Source organism: Exiguobacterium sp. BRG2 (assembly GCF_031844245.1).
Lineage (GTDB): Bacteria > Bacillota > Bacilli > Exiguobacteriales > Exiguobacteriaceae > Exiguobacterium_A.
This window is the reverse complement of record NZ_JAUZUW010000013.1, coordinates 1-20,327: the sequence shown is the minus strand read 5'-3', so window position 1 is coordinate 20,327 and position 20,327 is coordinate 1. Positions and strand designations below refer to the sequence as shown.

Genomic DNA, 20,327 nt, shown 5'->3' with positions numbered 1-20,327 from the left:
CACTTTAAGCGCTCTGGCTAAAAAGTGCAAGTGAGTGCTATTCGTTACCGTGAGGAAAGAGAGCGATCCATCATATGCCGTGACATCCAGTCCGGACCCGGAATCAGGTGTCCGGCTTCGTCCTTATAGATGACGTGTTCTGGGCGAAGTTCCGTCGGTGAGACGAGTCCTGCTGCCGCCGTCAGATTGTAGAGTCCTTCTCGTAACGAGATGATGTAGTTCGTCACGCGGAAACTTTTTTCGTCGACGATCAGCGCCTTCTGCAGTTTCGGATCAGTCGTCGCGACGCCGACTGGACAGTGATTCGTATGACAGACTTGGGCTTGAATACAGCCGACATTAAACATTAAACCACGCGCGATGTTGACGAAGTCAGCGCCGAGGGCGAGAGCGATCGCAATCTTATCAGCACTGATCAGCTTACCAGATGCGAACACTTTGACCTTGTCGCGTAAACCGGCTTCTGTCAAAAGTTGATGGACGAACGGTAATGCGGAAAAGAGTGGTAGGCCGGCAGCATCCGCAAGTTCTTGGAACGTCGCGCCTGTCCCTCCTTCGCCCCCGTCGACCGTCATGAAGTCTGGATGACGACCGGATTCTTTCATATAAGCAATCAACTGACGCATGTCTTCAAGATTACCGACGACGACTTTGATCCCGACTGGTTTTCCGCCAATCTCACGTAGACGTTCGACCCAGTCGAGCATCGTCTCTGGTGTCGTGAATTCATTAAACCGGTTCGGACTATCGATGCCGACACCGACTTTGACCTTCCGGACAGCGGCAATCTCTTCTGTGACCTTTGCGCCTTCTAAATGTCCGCCGCGCGTTTTAGCCCCTTGGGCAAGCTTTAGTTCGAAGGCTTTGACTTGCGGTAACTCACTTTTTTTCTGGAATTCGTCGAACGAAAAATCACCGTCCTCCGTCCGGACACCGAACAGACCGGGGCCAATCTGACAGATGATGTCGACGTCACCTTTGAGATGAAAATCGGACAAACCACCTTCACCGGTATTCATCCAGCTTCCTTTAGCGCGACCAAGTCCGATCGAGAGAGCGGTAATGGCCCGGTCACCGAGTGCACCAAAACTCATTGCCGATTGACCGATCAGTCCTTGGATTTGATAAGGCTGACGACATGTCTTCGCCCCGATGATCGGTGCATCCTCCATTTTCAAGAGATAGGGTGAGATTTGCTTGGCAACAAGATGTTCTTTCCGCGTAAACAGTTCATCGCGATCAATTTGATAAATGTGCGTATCGACACGTTCTGATTGATCGATCCGTAATTCCTGTCGATTCGTTGGAAAGAGGGCGTTTTGTACATAAAAACCAGCTTCTTCAAAATTACGTTCCGAGCCAAAACCAAGAATCCGACTTTGGTATTTGCCAGAAAGGACAGCTGTCTTGTATTCATTGCGGGAGAAGGGTTTGCCTTCGTTATTGTTGAGAAATAAGTATTGGCGGAGTTCCGGTCCCATGTTTTCGAGGATATAGCGCGTCTTTCCGAGAACGGGGAAGTTGCGCAGAACCGCATGTTCTTGCTGGCGACGATCGGCGCGCCAGACGTGCCAAAAGAGGATGGGTGGGACAAGGATGATCAACAGGGCGATGGCGAGTAAAATGAAGAGCACAATCGTATCGATAGACATCAAAATTCCTTCTTTCCCGTAGATTCGTGTTATGTAACTTGATACCACTGAAGCTTCTGTTACAAACTGCACCAACTGACTATTTCCAGATTTTGAATCTTTTCTGTCAGTAATGTCGTAAATAAGACTATACATTAAAAGGAGGAGACCGGTATGCATACACTTTATATGAAACAAAAAGCCTTCAGTTTGCGTGGACGATTTGCGATTCAGGACGAAGAGGGAAACGATGCGTATCACATTGAGGGGAGTTTTATGAAATTACCGAAGACCTTCACCGTAACGAATCAAAACGGAGAAGTCGTCGCTGAAATCGAGAAAAAAACGTTCAGTTTTCGTCCGGTCTTTTATGTCGAAGCAGCGGGACAATCGTTTGAAATCATCAAAGAGTTCACGTTCTTCAAAGACCGCTATACAATTAACTCGGATCAGTTCGAAGTCACAGGCGACTGGTGGGATGTCGATTTTGAAGTCCTGCAACAGGGACAACGGATTGGTCGCGTGCAGAAAAAGTGGATTTCTTGGACCGATCAGTACATGATCGAAGTCGAAGATGAAGCGATGGAAGAATTATTGATCGCCCTCGTCGTCGCGATTGATTGCGTCAAAGCGGAGGAAAGCTCGAATAACTCGTCTTTCATCAATTAAAAAGGGGAATGATGCAAGATGGAACAGTGGGATGTATACACAGCAGATCGCAAGAAAACAGGACGGCTCTGGACACGGGGAACGCCACATACAGCCGGCGATTATCATATGACGATTCACGTCTGTGTCTTTAACGCCAAGGGAGAGATGCTCGTCCAACAACGGCAACCGTTCAAATCTGGTTGGTCGAACATGTGGGATTTGACGGTCGGGGGCAGTGCGATCAGCGGGGATACGAGTCAGATGGCAGCGCAACGGGAACTGTCGGAAGAGCTTGGACTTGATATTGATTTCACGGGTGTCCGCCCCCATCTGACGATTCCATTTGAAATCGGTTTTGATGATTATTATCTCGTCGAACGGGAAGTGGATCTGACGACTTTGACACTGCAGGAAGAAGAAGTTCAGCGTGTCGCTTGGATGACAGAAGAAGCGATTGTCAACGGGATCGAAGAAGGATGGTTCATCGGTTATCATGAATCATTAATTCGACTGTTATTTGTCCTTCGCCATAGCTATGGTGCTCATAATGAAGTATAAAGACAGCCCTTCCGGTGATCCGGAAGGGCTTGTTGATTGATTAAGTAGATTTTCGAAGTTCCGCTTCATACATGAATCAAAAACCACTTAATTTTGTTATCAATTCGTTTAATATAAAGCCGTTTCGAAGGGAAGTAAAATAGGTAGTTCTTATGCTTTTTATAAATAAAAAAATAGATTCTATCGGTTCATATGCCTAAGATAAATAGAATTTCAAAAGGCTACTAAGTGTTCTATAATTGTTTGTTTTTGAATACGTGTCACCTTAAAAATATCCGGATTTTTGAGCTGTAAGCTTTCTTCGAATCCAAATGTTGGATCGATCGAATGCAAATATAAAGACAACAAATTCCCGTGTGTCATGAGAATGGATCCATCATGCTGTTGCAACGTTTCATCGACGACACGCGTGATGCGCTCAGTTGCTATTCGGCTAGATTCACCACCAGGACACGTATAGTTTGGATCGATGAACGTTTGTCGGAGGTGATCCTGCCAATTGTCAAGTGGAACAGCACTTAACTGTCGTTCTTTCAAAGCATCCTCCTGTGTAATGGGAAGTTTCAGGGCAGTCGCAAGTGGTTGAATCGAATCGAGCGCACGGCGATACGGACTCGAAATAAGATGCGTGATCGGAAGCTCAAGTAACTGTGTGGACAGTCTTCGTGCCTGTTCTTTTCCACGAGGTGTTAATAGGGCATCAGGTTCCTGACCGGTCGTTTCACAGTGGCGAATCAAGTAAATCGTCGACATGAATGTTTCATCCTTTCATGATCAAGTGGTGCTGTATGATTTCTGGAAAATATGGTAAAGTCCTTTTCATAGATTGAAAAATGATTTTGAAAAAGGCGTTGACAAATGCTGTTAAGATTACTAGAATTAGAAACAATTCATCGATGCAGCGACGCATCGGATAATCAAATAAAGAGAAAGCTATGATTGTCATGGGTCACACTATGGCAGGAGCAGCTTCTGGAGAGACCGTGTCGACACGGCGCCGAAGGGTTCACAATCTCAGGCAAACGGACAGAAGAGTAATCACATGCAGCGACGGGCATTCATGGAATGTCGTGGTGGCGTGTATGGGTTATTCCTTTGATTTTGTTGAGATTGGACATTCGTCCAGTCTCTTTTTTTCTTTTTCAGGACCGACAGAACGGTCTGAAGTGTAGAGAAACCATCACAAGGAGGAGTTCAGGTTTGGAACAGCAAGGATTAAAGCGGGATTTATCGAATCGTCATGTACAGTTGATTGCCATTGGTGGAACGATCGGAACAGGGTTGTTTTTAGGATCAGGAAAAGCGATCCAACTCGCCGGACCATCGATCATTTTTGCCTACTTACTCGTCGGGATTGCAATTTTCTTCGTCATGCGCGCACTTGGGGAATTGTTATTGTCAAAAGCGGGTTATCAGTCACTCACGGATATCGCAGAAGCTTATCTCGGACCACGTGCCGCATTCGTGACCGGTTGGACGTACTGGTTCTGTTGGATCATGACAGCGATGGCGGACATTATCGCTGTCGGTCTGTACGTCAAGTATTGGTTTGATATCCCGCAATGGATTCCAGCCGTTCTTGCACTCTTGATTTTACTTGGTTTTAACTTATTGACGGTTAAATTGTTCGGTGAACTCGAGTTTTGGTTCGCCTTGATCAAGGTCGTGACGATCCTTGCCTTGATTGGTGTCGGAATCGTCTTGCTCGCAATCGGTTTTAAAACGGACGCCGGTCCCGTGACCGTGTCGAACCTCTGGTCACATGGCGGATGGATGCCGAACGGGATTTCTGGATTCCTGCTATCGTTCCAAATGGTCGTCTTCGCCTATGTCGGCGTCGAGCTCGTTGGGGTATCCGCAGCAGAAACAGCGGATCCGAAAAAGAACATTCCGTCCGCGATCAATAAGATTCCGCTTCGGATCTTATTCTTCTATGTCGGTGCCTTACTCGTCCTCTTGATGATCAACCCATGGACAGGATTAAGTGCGACAGAAAGTCCGTTCGTCAAGACATTTAGTCTGATCGGGATTCCACTCGCAGCAGGAATCATCAACTTCGTCGTACTGACATCAGCTGCTTCTGCGTGTAACAGCGGGATGTTCTCGACGAGTCGGATTCTGTATAACCTGGGAAATCAACAGCAAGCATCGAACAAGTTCTCGAAGTTGAATAAAAACCATGTCCCAGCAAACGCCTTGTTCGTTTCGACGATCGTCGTCTCGGTCGGTGCCTTGCTCAGTAAACTGTTACCAGGACAAGCGTTCAGTATCGTCACGACGATCAGTGCGATCTGCTTCATCTGGGTCTGGGGTGTCATCCTCGTCTGTCATCTCCGGTACAAGAAACAAAATCCGGAATTACATGCGGCGTCGACATTCAAAGCACCATTGACACCACTCGTCAATTACCTCGTGCTCGGATTGTTTGCCGTCATTCTCGTCGTCATGCTGTTTGCTGACGATACACGTCCAGCCTTGTTGCTGACACCGGTCTGGTTCCTCGGACTATTCGGACTGTATCATCTCCGGAAAAAGAAACAACAAGCAGCTGAACAAAAAAGTGCGTAAGCCAAAACAAGCCGGTCGGATCTAATCCGACCGGCTTGTTTCATGGTGTATCGAAAGCACCGTCCTGTAGTTGTTTCCGAAGTGCTTTCGCTTTCTTTCGAATATCGCGTTTGCTGTCGGCATCGCGCTTTCCCCATTGCCGATACATCATCGACATCCGCGGATTGTCAGCAAAGCGCTTTTCGTGCCGGTCGATGAAGTCCCAGTACAAGGCGTTGAACGGACAGGCATCTTCGCCAAGCATGTCCTTTTGATGGAACGGACATCCCTTGCAATAATCACTCATCTTATGGATGTAATTTGCCGAAGCGATGTACGGTTTAGTCGATAACGTTCCCCCGTCGGCATGTAGCGCCATCCCGAGGACGTTCGGTAAGACGACCCAATCGTAGGCATCGATGTACATCTCATTGAACCAATCTGCCGTCTGTTGCGGCGAGATCGCAAACAGATTGGCGAAGTTCCCGAGCACCATCAAGCGCTGGATATGGTGATTATGGGCATGCTCGACGACAGGACGTAACGATTCAGCGACACAGTTCATGTTCGTCTTCCCGGTCCAGAAAAAGTCCGGTAGATCCGCTTCATGACGCAGCGTATTGACGGAAGCGTAGTCTGGCATCTCGGCTAGATAGACGGCACGCATATATTCGCGCCAGCCGAGGATTTGGCGTATGAAACCTTCGACCGCATTGAGCGGAGCATCCTGTTCTTCAAGTGCTGCCTCGACTTGACGAATGACCTCTTCCGGTTTCAGTAAGCCGAGATTGATTACTGCTGACAAGAGCGAATGCGACAACGTATCTTCCCCGGTCAGCATGGCGTCTTGATACGTCCCGAACGTCTCAAGACGCTCTTCGATGAAACGATGGAGAGCCTGCATCGCTTCCTTTCGCGTAACCGGCCAATGAAAGGAATCAAGTGCTCCTGGATGATCGGAAAAATCACGCTCGACCTTATCGATGACATCCCTTGTAATGTGGTCGGGACGAAACTGAACGGGATCCGGAAACGTCGTCCCGGACTTCGCCGGTTTCCGGTTATCGACGTCAAACGACCACTTTCCACCGATCGGTTTAGAGCCGTTCATGAGAACGTTTCGTTCCTTGCGCAGTTTGCGATAAAACCGATCCATCTTGTATGGCTTGTCGCCAATTGCTTCGACCGCTTCTTCCTGTGTCAGTAAAAACAACGGCACGTCGGAACAGACCTCGACCTTGATCTTCTTCGGTAAAGCGTCTTGCCACTTGTGCATCGCCTTGCGCATCGGTTCGTCCGTGATCGCCGTATAAAATACATGATCCGGATCATGATCTTTCCGGTGCGCCTTGAATGCCTGATCAAACGAATCCGCTTCCCGGTAATCGACGGTGAAGCCTTTTTCGCGCAGTTCTTCCGCAAAATGTCGCATCGCTGAGAAGACGAGGACAAGTTTTTGTTTATGGTACGTCTTCCACTTGGAGCGCGAGGTCGCTTCGACCATCAGGATGACGTCGTCTTGTTTGTTTGCTTCCTTCAATAAAGGGAGATCGTGATTCAATTGATTGCCGAATATCCAGCGTGTCGCCATGAGTGTTCCTCCTTTTACTTTCGTTATATGATTACCGTTTTTCGTCAAAGTCATGCCTGATTGTGTGCCGGCTGACGAACATCTTCTTATTTTGAATCATCGCTTTTACACATTTCTGAATGTAAAAGAAGTTCCTTTCTGTGCAAGCTATGATAGGGTTATAATGGAAAGGTAAGTTGTCGTCATGAGGGGGAAGTTTTTCATGACAGGTAGTCCATAATATCAACGGGGATAGGAAGGATATCATGAGCAGTATGCCTAAAAAAACAGACGTTATTTTAATTGGTGCCGGAGTCATGAGCGCGACGTTAGGGGTCTTATTAAAAGAACTCGCGCCTGAGATCAACATCAAGGTATTCGAGAAACTCGCGAGTGCCGGGGAAGAAAGCTCGAACGAGTGGAACAATGCAGGAACAGGTCACGCGGCACTATGCGAACTGAACTATACTACGGAAAATGCCGATGGTTCGATCGATATCAGTAAAGCGATCAAAGTAAACGAACAGTTCCAACTGTCGCGTCAATTCTGGTCGCATCTCGTCAAGGAAGGTGTCTTGCCGAATCCAAAAGAATTCATCATGCCGATTCCACATATGAGCATGGTCGAAGGAACGGAAAACGTCGAATTCCTGAAAAAACGATTGGAAGCGCTATCAGCGAATCCGTTGTTCGCAGGGATGGAATATTCAGAGGATCCAGCGAAATTAGCCGAGTGGATTCCACTCATCATGAACGGTCGGACGTCACCAGAGCCGATCGCCGCGACAAAAATCGATTCAGGAACGGACGTCAACTTCGGTGCGTTAACACGAATCTTGTTTGAATATCTCGCACAGCACGATGTAGAGATCAACTACCAGCACGGTGTCGAAGACTTGAAACGTGTTGACGGGGGTTGGGAAGTCAAAGTGAAGAATGAACGGGATCACCGGATCGAGCATCATACGGCGCAGTTCGTCTTCATCGGGGGTGGCGGTGGTAGTCTACCGTTGCTCCAAAAAACTGGTATCGAGGAATCGAAGCAAATCGGTGGTTTCCCGGTCAGCGGCTTGTTCCTCGTTTGTAAAAATCCTGAGATCATCGAACAGCACCATGCGAAAGTTTACGGAAAAGCGAAAGTCGGAGCACCACCGATGTCGGTGCCGCACTTGGATACACGGTACATCGATGGAAAGAAATCGCTCCTCTTCGGACCGTTTGCTGGCTTCTCACCGAAGTTCCTTAAGACAGGATCAAATCTTGATTTGATCGCGTCCGTTAAACCGAACAACGTCTTGACGATGCTTGCTGCGGGAGCGAAAGAGATGGGATTGACGAAGTATCTGATCGAACAAGTCCTCTTGTCGACGGAGCAACGGATGAATGAATTACGGGAGTTCATCCCGAATGCGAAGACGGAAGACTGGGATGTCGTCGTCGCTGGTCAACGTGTCCAAGTCATCAAGGATACACCGCAAGGAAAAGGGACACTCCAGTTCGGAACAGAGGTTGTCAGCGCAGCCGATGGATCTGTTGCTGCTTTACTCGGGGCGTCTCCAGGTGCCTCAACAGCGGTTCCGGTCATGCTAGAAGTACTCGGCAAATGTTTCCCGTCCGAGTTACCGGCGTGGGAAGCAAAAATCAAGGAGATGATTCCGTCATACGGGATTTCACTCGTTGAACATCCAGAACTGTTCGAACAGATTCATGCTGAAACAGCAAAAACGCTTGAACTCGAACAAGGTCAACCGATTCGCTAAACGAAAAACCGTCCGACTCTACGAGAGCCGGACGGTTTTTCGTTTAGCGGAAGCTACGGAAGAAACGTGTTTTCTTTAGAGCAATCCCGACTGGAATCGCAACGAGGATTCCGACGACGTTTTGTGTGATGTTTCCTGGAATTGAAGCGGCTGGTGCGACCCAGTTGCTGTAAAGGATACCTTCACAAACATAGTAAACAGCAAGCATGACAGGAGCAGAAACAATCATTGCGAAAATATTTAAGGCTGGATTGTCTCCTTTGTATCGCGAAGACCAGGCGATACGCCCGACAATATATCCTTGGAGTCCTCGAGCTACGATTGTAAATGGAGCCCAGAGTGTCCATCCACTGATAAGATCAAATAATCCCATACCGATTGCTCCGGCAATCAATGCTGTTCGTGGACCGAATAAAATCGCGATAAGAAAGAGCATCGCTGTTCCCATATGAACGAGACCACCGCTTGAAGCGATTGGCAGTTTGATATTGATGAATAGTGTCGCAACAAGGACAAGTGCGATCGACATCGCAGTGATAACGAGCTGACGGGTACGAGTGCTAGAATACGGTGCTGCTTTTTGCATGTGGCTAACCTTCTTTATGATAGATTTTAAGATATCTTCAATCTATCAGATGACTGGACTAGTCAAAAGTGTCAACTTTGAATTATTTATAGGGGTCAGATTTGAATACAAATCCTCATCTGTTTTTAATTCCAGAAGAATACGATCTATTGATACAGTTCAGAATGAAAAAATCTATAAAACAGTCGCTCTTTTCGAATCTATTCGTCATTTTTTTCATACAATGAATAGAGAAGGGAAGGGGAAGTCAATGAAATATCAGATCGCAACCGCCATTGTCATACTTGCTTCATTGTTACCAGTCAAAACGGAGGCAAAGGATCAGACGACACAACATCAGCGTTATTACGTAGCCTACGAGAAAATCGTACAGAAAATAAATCGGACGAATGAAAATGCGGACATTACGTTGCTTGCAGCAGATCAATTCGCAGACGAGGACTGGGTTTCACCGAAACGTTTTCAGGAACGGGTAGTCAAACGGTTAAAGCCGTTACGTGTTCAAACGAGTCTAGAGTGGGATAGTGAACGAACGCTTGAACGTACAGAACGTGGAAACGAAGTCCGGATCATCGGAAATTTCGAGACAGAACTCTTGGAACAGAGTAAACGACAACGATTATCCGATGTCTTTTCGATGACATCTCTTGCCGTCGATGATGGAAAGTGGACGCAAACCGGATTCTCTGGTACTCCAATCGATGCTTTGCAAACGATGGTCGTAACGGTCAGCGGTACATACGCGAAGCAAGGCATCTTAACAAGACATCACATCACGAAAGAATATCATTGTTCATGGTACGGTGAAATCTACTATTGAAATAGAAAAAGAGCGAAACTCGTCTGAGTTCCGCTCTTTTCGTTTAATTCCGGATCAAGTGATCGAAAGCACCGAGTGCAGCTGTTGCACCAGATCCCATCGAGATGATGATCTGTTTATACGCGCTATCCGTGCAGTCGCCTGCAGCGAAAACGCCTGGTACGTTCGTTGCGCCGTGGCGATCGACTTGGACTTCACCGAACTTGTTACGGCTCACCGTTTCACCGAGCCAGTCCGTGTTCGGTACGAGACCGATTTGGACGAAGACACCTTCGAGCTCAACGTGACGTTCGACGTTCGTTTCGCGCTCGATATACGTGATCCCGTTTACTTTATCCGTTCCTGTGATTTCCTTCGTCTGTGCGTTGACGACGACCGTGACGTTCGGAAGAGAAGCGAGGCGTTCTTGAAGAACAGCATCCGCTTTTAGTTCCGGTGCGAATTCAAGGACCGTGACATGCTTGACGATTCCCGCGAGATCGATGGCTGCTTCGATCCCTGAGTTTCCGCCACCGATGACCGCGACACGTTTTCCTTCGAACAATGGACCGTCACAGTGTGGGCAGTAGGCGACGCCTTTGTTCTTGAATTCGAGTTCGCCTGGGACACCAACGTTCCGCCAGCGTGCACCTGTTGAAAGGATCAAACTCTTTGTCTTCAAGACGGCACCGTTCTCGAGCTCAAGCTCAAGGAGGTCCTTCTTCTCAAGGCGCGTTGCCCGTTGCAGGTTCATGACGTCGATGCCATATTCCTTAACGTGCTCCTCAAGACTTGCGACGAGTTTTGGTCCTTCCGTGTACTTCATGCTGATGAAGTTCTCAATGCTCATCGTATCCATGACTTGTCCACCGAAGCGTTCTGCGACGATTCCTGTCCGGATGCCTTTACGGGCTGCATAGATGGCAGCACTCGATCCAGCTGGACCACCACCGACAACGAGAACATCGTATGGATCTTTATCAGCGAAATCAGAAGCATCGGCACCTGTGCCAAGCTTCGCTAAGATTTCTTCAAGTGACATCCGTCCGTTACCAAATGCTTCGCCGTTGACGAAGACCGTTGGAACAGCCATGATCTCTTTTTGTTCGACTTCTTCCTTAAATGCCGCACCATCAATCATCGTGTGACTGATGTTCGGGTTGAGGACACTCATGACGTTCAACGCTTGTACGACATCCGGGCAGTTGTGGCAGCTCAAGCTGATATACGACTCGAAGTGGTACGTTTCTTGAATGCCTTGAATCTGCTTGATGACATCTGCGTCGACCTTCGGTGCTCGACCGCTGACTTGGAGCAGTGCGAGGACGAGGGACGTGAACTCATGACCGAGTGGAATTCCCGCGAACGTGATGCCGCTTGTCTCACCGACACGGTTGACTGTGAAACTTGGTGTCCGGGGAAGGCTTGCCTGCTCGACGGAGATACGTGGTGTCATGCTTGCGATCTCTTCGACGAGTGCGCTCATCTCAAGCGAGACGGCGTCTGTCCCAGCACTAACGGCTAGGACGAGATCGCCTTCGAGAAGCTCGAGGTATTGCGCGAGTTGTGCTTTAATGTCTGGTGCTAAAGCCATCGCGAATCCGCTCCTTAAATTTTTCCGACGAGGTCAAGGCTTGGTGTGAGTGTTGCAGAGCCTTCTTCCCATTTCGCTGGGCAGACTTCGCCTGGATTATTACGTACATATTGTGCTGCTTTGATTTTGTTGACGAGCGTGCTCGCATCACGACCGATGCCGCCTGCGTTGATCTCAACTGTTTGGATGACGCCGTCTGGGTCGATGATGAACGTACCGCGGTCAGCAAGACCATCTTGTTCGTTCAAGACTTCGAAGTTACGTGAGATGACGTGTGATGGGTCGCCGATCATGACGTACTCGATTTTACCAATTGTTTCTGACGTTTCGTGCCATGCTTTATGTGTGAAATGCGTATCTGTTGAAACAGAGTAAACTTCAACGTCAAGCGCTTTGAGTGTTGCGTATTGGTTTTGGAGATCTTCGAGTTCTGTCGGGCAAACGAATGTAAAGTCTGCAGGGTAGAAACATACGACACTCCATTTACCGCGAAGGTTGGCATCCGTTAGGTCAACGAATTCTCCGTTGTGGAATGCTGATGCACTGAATGGTTTTACTTCACTTCCGATTAAAGACATGATAAAAATCCTCCTCAAGGGTTCTATTTTTAGAATCTGTTCTAGTGCATACAGATAATCTGTATTTATCACACTAGAATAATTCTAATCTAATACTAATTTCATATAGACCAACACTTTTGTCAAGGTATAATCGGCAATTTCTTATTTCAGGAAAAATTGTGTGAACAAAAAATGAAATCCCGACTCCTAAATGAAACAGGAGTCGGGAGCTGTATTCTTTATTGCCAGTCCGTGTGGAAGATCCCTTCGCGGTCTGTTCGAGCATACGTATGCGCACCGAAATAATCGCGTTGGGCTTGCAACATGTTGGCATTCGAGTTTGCTGTCCGGTAGCTATCATAATACGTCAACGACGTCGATAGACATGGGAGCGCAAAACCAGATAGCGCACCCTCGGCAACGACGTGGCGTAACGATTCTTGATACGCCTGTACTTTCTCAGCGAAGAATGGGGCGAGCATTAAGTTCGAGAGGTTCGCGTCGTTTTTGAACGCTTCACTGATGACATTCAAGAAGTCGGCCCGGATGATACATCCACCACGGAAAATCAAGGCGATTTCTTCAAGGCGTAAGTTCCAGTCGTATAGTTCAGACGATGTCCGGTACTGGGTAAAGCCTTGCGCGTATGCGGCGACTTTCCCCATATAAAGCGCTTGACGAATCCGTTCGATCCACGCGTCCCGCTCAAGCGATGACAAGTCTTCAGGTCCCTTCAGAACAGCAGACGCTGCGACGCGTTCTTCTTTAACAGCTGAAAGGTAACGTGCGAACAAGGCTTCCGTGATGATCGAAGAGGCGATTCCATTATCAATTGCTTGTAAGCTTGTCCATTTTCCGGTTCCTTTTTGACCAGCTTGATCGAGAATGACATCGATCAACGGTTTCCCTGTCTCGTCATCCGTTTTCCGGAGGATATCCGCCGTGATCTCGATCAGGTAACTTTTCAGTTCGCCTGCGTTCCACTCGGCGAAGATGTCTGCAACTTCCGTCACGTCTAGTCCTAGACGGAAACGAAGGAAGCTGTAAGCTTCAGCGATCAATTGCATGTCAGCGTACTCGATCCCGTTATGGACCATCTTGACGAAGTGACCAGCGCCCTTCGGACCGATATAGACACAACATGGATCGCCTTCGACATGAGCGGCGATCTTCGTCAAGATCGGTGCGACATGTTCGTAGGCTTCTTTCGATCCACCCGGCATGATCGCAGGACCGGTCCGTGCACCGACTTCACCACCCGATACACCGACGCCGATGTATTCGATGCCGTGTCGTTGGAGTTCGTCGAAGCGACGTTCCGTATCAAGGAAGTGGGAATTCCCACCATCCATGATGATGTCGCCTGTTTCGAGATGTGGAAGTAACGATTCGATGACTGAATCAATCGCGCTGCCGGCCGTGACCATCATGAAGATTTTACGCGGACGGGCGAGTGACTGTACGAATGCTTCGATATCGTAGTACGGATGAAGTGGTAATCCCTCATCGTGTGCGACGAGATCGTCCGTTAAATCACGTGTGTAGTTATAGATGGCGACTTCTTCTTGATGACTCGCCATATTCAGTGCTAAGTTGCGTCCCATGACGCCAAGCCCGATGACTCCGATAGAATGTTGCATAAGTAGAACGACTCCTTTTCTTAGACGACGAGGCTGAGGAGAAGAACGAACCCAAGTCCACAAACGGAAATGATCGTCTCAAGCACAGTCCATGTCGCAAACGTTTCTTTTAATGATAAACCGAAATATTCTTTAAACATCCAGAAGCCCGCATCATTGACGTGTGAAGCGATTAGACTACCCGCACCAGTCGCAAGGACGACGAGCGCTAAGTTGACGTCAGATTGCTCCAGTAACGGAATGACGAGACCTGCTGTCGAAAGGGCAGCGACTGTCGCAGAACCAAGTGAGATTCGCAGAATCGCAGCGATCAACCAAGCGAGCAGAATCGGAGATAACGCCGATCCTTCAAATAATTGTGCGACGAATGTACCGACGCCGCCGTCAATCAAGACTTGTTTGAAGGCACCGCCACCACCGATGATCAATAGCATCATCCCGATTTGGGCGATGGCCGTCGTACAAGATTCCATGACCGTTTGCATCGGAATCTTACGGGCGATCCCCATCGTGTAGACCGCGACGAGTAACGAAATCAACATCGCCGTCGAGGCGTTCCCGATGAACTCGATCGCCGAGATGACGCTACTCTCACCCAAGCCGAGTGTTTCTTGTAAAAGCGTAAAGATCGTTGCGACCGACATCAAGAGGACCGGTAGCATCGCCGTGAAGACACTAATACCGAAGCCTGGCGTCTCTTCTAAATCAAATTCTTTTTGTTCCCCGAGTGACGCGATGTTTCCTGTGCGTGTAAACGATTCAGGTACGAGTCGTTTCGCGATCTTCGTAAAAACAGGACCAGCGATGATGACTGTCGGAACAGCAACGATGAAACCATACAATAAGACTTCCCCGATATTGGCTTTATACTCCCCAGCGATGACGGTCGGACCCGGGTGAGGTGGTAAGAAGCCGTGCGTGACAGACAGTGCTGCGACCATTGGGATCCCAAGATATAAGATCGAGACGCGGAGCTGGCGTGAAATCGCAAAGACGATTGGAATCAACAAAACGAGTCCGACTTCGAAGAAGAGGGCGATCCCGATGATGAACGAAGCGACGACGACTGCCCACTGGATGTTCTTTTCCCCGAATCGGGCGACAAGCGTCATGGCGATTCGCTGCGCCCCCCCGGCGTCAGCAATCAGCTTTCCAAGCATGGCACCGAGACCAAAGATCAGTGCCAAGTGACCAAGCGTTCCTCCGATACCGGCTTCGATCGTCTTGACGATTTGATCGAGCGGCATGCCGAGTAGTAGTGCAACGCCAAAGGAAACGATGATGAGTGAGACGAACGTATTTAATTTCAACCCCATGATGAGAATGAGCAACGCGACGATCCCAATTCCTACGATGACTAAAGGCATGATGACTTCCCCCAAAAGATTAAGTTAGTTTTCCTCTTGAATCAAGCTCCGTTGATACATAGCAATTCGTTTGTGGTCTTCGGATAATGTCCGCGCTAGACTAATGAAAATTGGTAAAAGCTGACGATATTCATGCATCGCTTCTTCATTTGGTACATGGCGATGTGTTTCCCCAATCATCTCAGAGACGACTTCGAACGAATCGATTTCCCCTGTCGCATACAGTCCGAGAATACAAGCGCCAAGACATGAACTTTCGAAACTTTCCGGAATGACGACTTCCGACTCAAAGATGTCCGCCATCATTTGGCGCCAGACTTCAGACCGGGCAAATCCACCGGTTGCCTGAATCTGCGTCACAGGACCATCCATGCATTCGACGAGTGCGAGGAAGACGGTATACAGATTGTAGATGACGCCTTCTAGTGCCGCCCGGATCATATGCTCTTTTTTGTGTGAGAGCGTCAAACCGAAGAATGAACCGCTGACGTCCGGATTCCATAGCGGTGCTCGTTCACCGGACAAGTAAGGATGGAACAACAGACCGTCGGACCCCGGGCGGACGCGTTCGGCAATCTTCGTCAGGACAGCATACGGATCGATGCCGAGGCGTTTTGCTGTCTCGACTTCTGCTGAAGCGAGTTCGTCTCGAATCCACCGCAAGACCATTCCACCGTTATTGACGGGGCCGCCGATGACCCAGTGGTCCTCGGTCAGTGCGTAACAGAACGTTCGTCCTTTTTCATCCGTCTGTGGACGATCAATGATCGTTCGGATGGCACCGCTCGTTCCGATCGTGATCGCGATTTCCCCTTTGCGAATCGCGTTGACACCTAAATTGGAGAGGACACCGTCACTGGCACCGACTAAGAACGGCGTATCGACGGATAGTCCCATTTGTCGTGCGTAATCAGTATTGAGTCCGGTACATGACGTCGTTGTCGGTACGGGTTCCGATAAATAGCTTGCATCGATACCCGCGACATGCAGTGCGCCCGTATCCCAACCTAATTCATGAATATTAAAGAGACCAGTTGCTGAAGCGAGAGAGTGGTCGATGACATATGTTCCGAACAGTCTTTGGAACACGAACTCCTTGATCCCGACATACTTTTTCGTTTGAGCGTGGAGCTCCGGACGATCTTCGACGAGCCAACTGATTTTGCTAAGCGGTGACATCGGATGAATCGGTGTCCCGGTCCGGTGATAGATCGAGAGACCATATTGTTCCTTAATCTTGTTCGACCATGCTTCACTCCGACTGTCCGCCCATGTGATGCAGGCAGTCAACGGTTGATGTTGTGCGTCCATCGCAATCAAACTGTGCATGGCACTACTGAACGCGACGAACTTCGGTGGCATGCTCGGATGACGTTTTGTGATCAATCGGATGGATTCGAGTACGGCATCAAAAATTTCTTCCGGATCCTGTTCCGCCGTCGAACGGTTTGGTGTGTGGAGTGGGTAACCGACGTTCGTTTGTCCGATGACCTCTCCTTTTGTCGTAAATAAGACTGCTTTCGTACTCGTCGTTCCGATATCGACGCCTAACATGTATTCAGTCATGTGAATCGACTCCTTTCGACATCATTTGTTGCGTTTTCCAGAGATCTTCGACTTCCTGAACATCATCAAAGTTCTGATGTAAGGAAGCAACCATCCGTTCACGATCTCCTGTCTCGATCGCTTCGATATACAAGGCATGGTTCGCGAGGATGCGTTCAAAGTCTTCGATGTCTTCCTCGAATCGTACCCGCATCGATAGGAGGATGAAACTTTCCATGACTGGTTTGAGATTTTGCCAAATCATGCTGACATATCCATGATCAATCGAGCGGATGATCGTTTCATGAAACAGTACGTCTTGGAAAGAGAATTCATCAGCATCCTTGTATTTGATGGCAACCTTCATCATTTCGAGAATTTTGCTGAGTTCACGGACGAGTTCTGCCCGTTCGACCTTAACAAGTCGCTCGAAGACGAACGTTTCGATGAGTAACCGGACATCATAGATTTCTTGAATGTCGCGCTCGGATAAACCGACGACGACTGCCCCCATTCGTTCGAGACGAATCAAATGTTCGGCTGCAAGCACCTTTAACGCGTCACGGACAGGTGAGCGACTGACTGAAAAATCAGAGGCTATTTTGTTTTCGGATAAAATGGTACCGCTTTCAATTTTTCCTGAAATGATCCGCATTCGTAGTTCGTGCGCGACACGATCTCCGGCAGAAGCTTTTGACAACCACTTCAAGGGGTATAACAGTTCTGACATAAAATCACCTGATTTCTAGAATGGGTATACTTGTATACAAGTTAGTATATACGTTTTTTTCTAAAATGCAAACGCTTCACTTAAATCTTAACGATTCAACTGGCAATCAGGAAATCGGTTCCAAATATGTTAGGGTGAAGGAGTAATCAATAACCAGAATGGGTAAGGAGGAGATAGTACATATGAATATTTTAGTTGTAGGTGCAGGAGCAGTCGGAGGTTATTTCGGGGGCCGTCTTGCGGAGCAAGGTGAACAGGTGACCTTTCTCGTCCGTCCGAAGCGATATGAACAATTACAAAAAACAGGTCTACAGATCACTAGTCCTCATGGCGATATCACGATCACGCCTCAGTTAGTGACACGAGACATGCGACCGGATCACGTATTTGATGTCGTTTTGCTTTCGACGAAAGCCTATCACTTAGAGGATGTCTTAGAGGATCTTAGACCATTCGTTTCGAACGAGACGTATATCATTCCTTTATTGAATGGCATGCAACATATTCGTCGGTTAACAGAAGTCTTCGGAGAAGAGCGTGTACTGGGCGGTCTTTGCTTCATTGAATCGACGCTTGATGCAGAAGGACGCATTTTACAGACGAGTCCGTCACATCGACTGTTGTTTGGCTCACGAACCGGCAAACCAACAGCTCGTTTGCAGGAGATCGCAACACGTTTTGCGAAAGCGAAGGCACCGATGGCGTACTCGATGCATATCATGGATGACATGTGGCAAAAGTATCTTTTCATTTCGACATTTGCGGGTGTGACGACGCTATTTCGTTCAGCGATCGGTTCGATTCGGGAAGAAGCTGTCGGGCGTCAGATGATTGTAGACGTCATGAACGAAGCGAAACAGGCGATGGAAGAACAGGGCGCGGTCTTCAATGACGATACAGAAACGGTGCTATTGAAGCAGATGCATGCGATGGAAGATACGATGAAATCGTCGATGTTGCGCGATATGGAAAAAGGTCAGCCAGTCGAAGTGGAACATTTTTTCAGCGCCTTGTTAAAACCTACTTCGACAGAACGGTTCAGAGCTTTAAAATTAGTCGAAGCAAACTTACGCATGTATCTTGGAACGATTAAATAGTTACATTTTTCTATTTCAGAAAAATAATGGAGTAGTACAAATGTTTCGTTTTGATGACGAAAGACCTGTTTCCCCTAGGAATCGTTGACTTCCGAAATAAAATTCATCTATTGTTAATGAGATTGAAAAAAAGTGATAATATATTTTTCCGCATTTTTTTCTTGCAAGGACGAATGAAGCAGACGAGAGGGGAAGTTTATCCATTATGAAACGTATTATTATTCGTGCAGGTATGACACCATTCGAACAGTTCGATGCTCCTTATTTGATGAAACATAATTCCATTGGAGGAAACGTTGGAAATCTCATTTATTAATACAGTATCTTTCGGACGTTGATGACAGAAGGTACGACGATTACACCGGACTATTACTATTACGATGAAGAACGGGCGGACGAAATCAATGCTAACTTTGATCTTTATGTCATTCCGTTAGCGGATGCATTCCGAAAAGAATTCGTACCGACGTTGCGGAAGTACACCCGCCTTATCAAGAAATTAAAAATTCCAGTCGTCGTCATTGGTGTAGGCTTACGTGCACCGTTTGAACCAGATCTAGACGGCGGATTCCCGTTCGATGAAGATGTCAAAGCATTCGTCAGCGCTGTACTTGAGCGCTCAAGCATGCTTGGTCTTCGTGGGGAAATCACGTCGAAATACTTGACGCGTCTTGGTTTTCGCGAAGGCATTGATCATCGTGTCATCGGATGTCCTTCGATGTACGCGTTTGGTCGCGACTTACATATTCGTGAAACGAACATTACACCCGAGTCGATGATTACGGTCAACTCGTCACGTTTAGCACCACAAAATGTTCTTGATTTCATTACGCGCGGAATGGAAGAGTATCCGAATCATTACTTCATTCCCCAATGGATGAAGGAACTGAAATTGACGTATACAGGAACGCATCCGATCGCAGATTTGTCCGTGACGAACTATCCGGTGAAGATGTCGGATCCTGCTTACATGAACGATCGTGTTCGTTTCTTCTTGAACGCACAAACATGGTTCGATTTCATCGGTCAGGCAGACCTCAGTTTTGGTGCGCGCTTGCATGGAAATATCACAGCAACGCTTGCGGGTACGCCGAGTATCCTCATTCCAAAGGATGCACGAATGCGCGAACTAACGGATTATCATCAGTTGACGCATATTTGGGCGAACGACATCAAAGCGGATACACAATTATCCGACGTCGTAGCCAATGCTGATTTCCAAAGTCCAGTACGTGTTCAAGCACGTAACTTCGACAACTTCGTTGACTTCTTGAACGTGAATGATCTTGAACACATTTATCAAGAGACGAACTATCCTGAGAATGTACCGTTTGACCGTCAAATGGCGCAAGCGAAACTACTTCCACCGGTTCAACCGATTTCTGGCGTGAGTCTCGAAGAAGCAGTAGCTCGTTTCGAACGGTTCTTCCCGGAACAAGAGAAGAAGATCGCGGATGCGCAAAAACAGGCAAAAGCGCAATTGGCCGAAAAAGATAAGAAAATCAAAGCATTGCAGAAACAAACAACGACGACTCAAAAAGATCAAGAAATTGCGGCGCTCAAAGCGCAACTGGCTGCCCAAACGAAGAAAATGAAGCATCAGCAAGGAACATTGAACCGGAAAGCGGTTCGGGCAGCCTTAAAGACAGCGGATTTATTTGCTAAAAAATAAAACGTTCTAACATTCCGGAT

General features: G+C 47.9%; 16 protein-coding genes, 1 pseudogene and 1 riboswitch. Of the genes and pseudogenes, 7 read left to right on the top strand and 10 right to left on the bottom strand.

Annotated features, from left to right (window positions below; all coding sequences use genetic code 11):
- Nucleotides 1-44 precede the first annotated feature (44 nt).
- Nucleotides 45-1,652: an FMN-binding glutamate synthase family protein gene (locus Q9R23_RS14280; protein ID WP_290755980.1), complete on the bottom strand. Its 1,608-nt coding sequence runs from the start codon at nucleotides 1,650-1,652 to the stop codon at nucleotides 45-47.
- 153 nt (nucleotides 1,653-1,805) lie between these two features.
- Between Q9R23_RS14280 and Q9R23_RS14275 the strand changes: the two genes are divergently transcribed.
- Both Q9R23_RS14275 and Q9R23_RS14270 read left to right on the top strand, forming a co-directional pair.
- Nucleotides 1,806-2,300, top strand: a complete 495-nt coding sequence (locus Q9R23_RS14275) for an LURP-one-related/scramblase family protein (RefSeq protein WP_290755982.1) — start codon at nucleotides 1,806-1,808, stop codon at nucleotides 2,298-2,300.
- A gap of 18 nt (nucleotides 2,301-2,318) precedes the next feature.
- Nucleotides 2,319-2,840, top strand: coding sequence for an NUDIX hydrolase (locus Q9R23_RS14270; protein WP_290755984.1), 522 nt, complete (start codon nucleotides 2,319-2,321; stop codon nucleotides 2,838-2,840).
- Nucleotides 2,841-3,053: 213 nt separating this feature from the next.
- Here the strand turns inward: Q9R23_RS14270 and Q9R23_RS14265 are convergent, their stop codons facing one another.
- On the bottom strand, nucleotides 3,054-3,593 hold the full coding sequence (locus Q9R23_RS14265; protein ID WP_290755986.1) for a histidine phosphatase family protein: 540 nt from the start codon (nucleotides 3,591-3,593) through the stop codon (nucleotides 3,054-3,056).
- A 209-nt stretch (nucleotides 3,594-3,802) separates the two neighbouring features.
- Nucleotides 3,803-3,880, top strand: a riboswitch (glycine riboswitch).
- Between the two features lie 160 nt (nucleotides 3,881-4,040).
- Here Q9R23_RS14265 and Q9R23_RS14260 point away from each other — a divergent pair.
- Nucleotides 4,041-5,408, top strand: a complete 1,368-nt coding sequence (locus tag Q9R23_RS14260; RefSeq protein ID WP_290755988.1) for an amino acid permease — start codon at nucleotides 4,041-4,043, stop codon at nucleotides 5,406-5,408.
- A 40-nt stretch (nucleotides 5,409-5,448) separates the two neighbouring features.
- On the opposite strand, the gene Q9R23_RS14255 is transcribed toward Q9R23_RS14260, so the two are convergent.
- A complete protein-coding gene (locus Q9R23_RS14255; protein WP_311247353.1) occupies nucleotides 5,449-6,978 on the bottom strand; it encodes a cryptochrome/photolyase family protein in 1,530 nt (509 codons plus the stop codon).
- Between the two features lie 245 nt (nucleotides 6,979-7,223).
- On the opposite strand from Q9R23_RS14255, the gene Q9R23_RS14250 reads away from it, so the two are divergent.
- A complete protein-coding gene (locus Q9R23_RS14250; protein ID WP_311247352.1) occupies nucleotides 7,224-8,717 on the top strand; it encodes a malate:quinone oxidoreductase in 1,494 nt (497 codons plus the stop codon).
- Nucleotides 8,718-8,760: 43 nt separating this feature from the next.
- Here the strand turns inward: Q9R23_RS14250 and Q9R23_RS14245 are convergent, their stop codons facing one another.
- Nucleotides 8,761-9,303 (bottom strand): ECF transporter S component, encoded by a 543-nt coding sequence (locus Q9R23_RS14245; RefSeq protein WP_290755993.1) that lies wholly within the window; start codon nucleotides 9,301-9,303, stop codon nucleotides 8,761-8,763.
- Between the two features lie 250 nt (nucleotides 9,304-9,553).
- Here Q9R23_RS14245 and Q9R23_RS14240 point away from each other — a divergent pair, with 250 nt between their 5' ends.
- Complete coding sequence (locus Q9R23_RS14240) at nucleotides 9,554-10,123, top strand: hypothetical protein (protein ID WP_214856561.1); 570 nt, start codon at nucleotides 9,554-9,556, stop codon at nucleotides 10,121-10,123.
- A 43-nt stretch (nucleotides 10,124-10,166) separates the two neighbouring features.
- Here Q9R23_RS14240 and ahpF read toward each other — a convergent pair whose 3' ends face one another.
- The 6 genes from ahpF to Q9R23_RS14210 all read right to left on the bottom strand — a co-directional run bounded on the left by ahpF (nucleotide 10,167) and on the right by Q9R23_RS14210 (nucleotide 17,538).
- Nucleotides 10,167-11,696, bottom strand: a complete 1,530-nt coding sequence (gene ahpF, locus Q9R23_RS14235) for an alkyl hydroperoxide reductase subunit F (RefSeq protein ID WP_149428068.1) — start codon at nucleotides 11,694-11,696, stop codon at nucleotides 10,167-10,169.
- A gap of 14 nt (nucleotides 11,697-11,710) precedes the next feature.
- Complete coding sequence (gene ahpC, locus Q9R23_RS14230; RefSeq protein WP_012371860.1) at nucleotides 11,711-12,274, bottom strand: alkyl hydroperoxide reductase subunit C; 564 nt, start codon at nucleotides 12,272-12,274, stop codon at nucleotides 11,711-11,713.
- 221 nt (nucleotides 12,275-12,495) lie between these two features.
- Nucleotides 12,496-13,896, bottom strand: coding sequence for a decarboxylating NADP(+)-dependent phosphogluconate dehydrogenase (gene gnd, locus Q9R23_RS14225; protein WP_311247351.1), 1,401 nt, complete (start codon nucleotides 13,894-13,896; stop codon nucleotides 12,496-12,498).
- Between the two features lie 20 nt (nucleotides 13,897-13,916).
- Nucleotides 13,917-15,263, bottom strand: a complete 1,347-nt coding sequence (locus Q9R23_RS14220; RefSeq protein ID WP_311247350.1) for a GntP family permease — start codon at nucleotides 15,261-15,263, stop codon at nucleotides 13,917-13,919.
- A 24-nt stretch (nucleotides 15,264-15,287) separates the two neighbouring features.
- Nucleotides 15,288-16,829, bottom strand: a complete 1,542-nt coding sequence (gene gntK / locus Q9R23_RS14215; protein ID WP_311247349.1) for a gluconokinase — start codon at nucleotides 16,827-16,829, stop codon at nucleotides 15,288-15,290.
- Complete coding sequence (locus Q9R23_RS14210) at nucleotides 16,822-17,538, bottom strand: GntR family transcriptional regulator (RefSeq protein WP_311247348.1); 717 nt, start codon at nucleotides 17,536-17,538, stop codon at nucleotides 16,822-16,824. Before Q9R23_RS14210 ends, gntK begins: the two co-directional genes overlap by 8 nt.
- A 182-nt stretch (nucleotides 17,539-17,720) precedes the next feature.
- Between Q9R23_RS14210 and Q9R23_RS14205 the strand changes: the two genes are divergently transcribed.
- Together Q9R23_RS14205 and Q9R23_RS14200 are read left to right on the top strand one after the other, a co-directional pair.
- Entirely contained in the window at nucleotides 17,721-18,635 is a 915-nt protein-coding gene (locus Q9R23_RS14205) for a ketopantoate reductase family protein (protein WP_311247347.1), read from the top strand.
- Nucleotides 18,636-18,840: 205 nt separating this feature from the next.
- A pseudogene (locus Q9R23_RS14200) lies at nucleotides 18,841-20,307 on the top strand (polysaccharide pyruvyl transferase family protein).
- Nucleotides 20,308-20,327 lie beyond the last annotated feature (20 nt).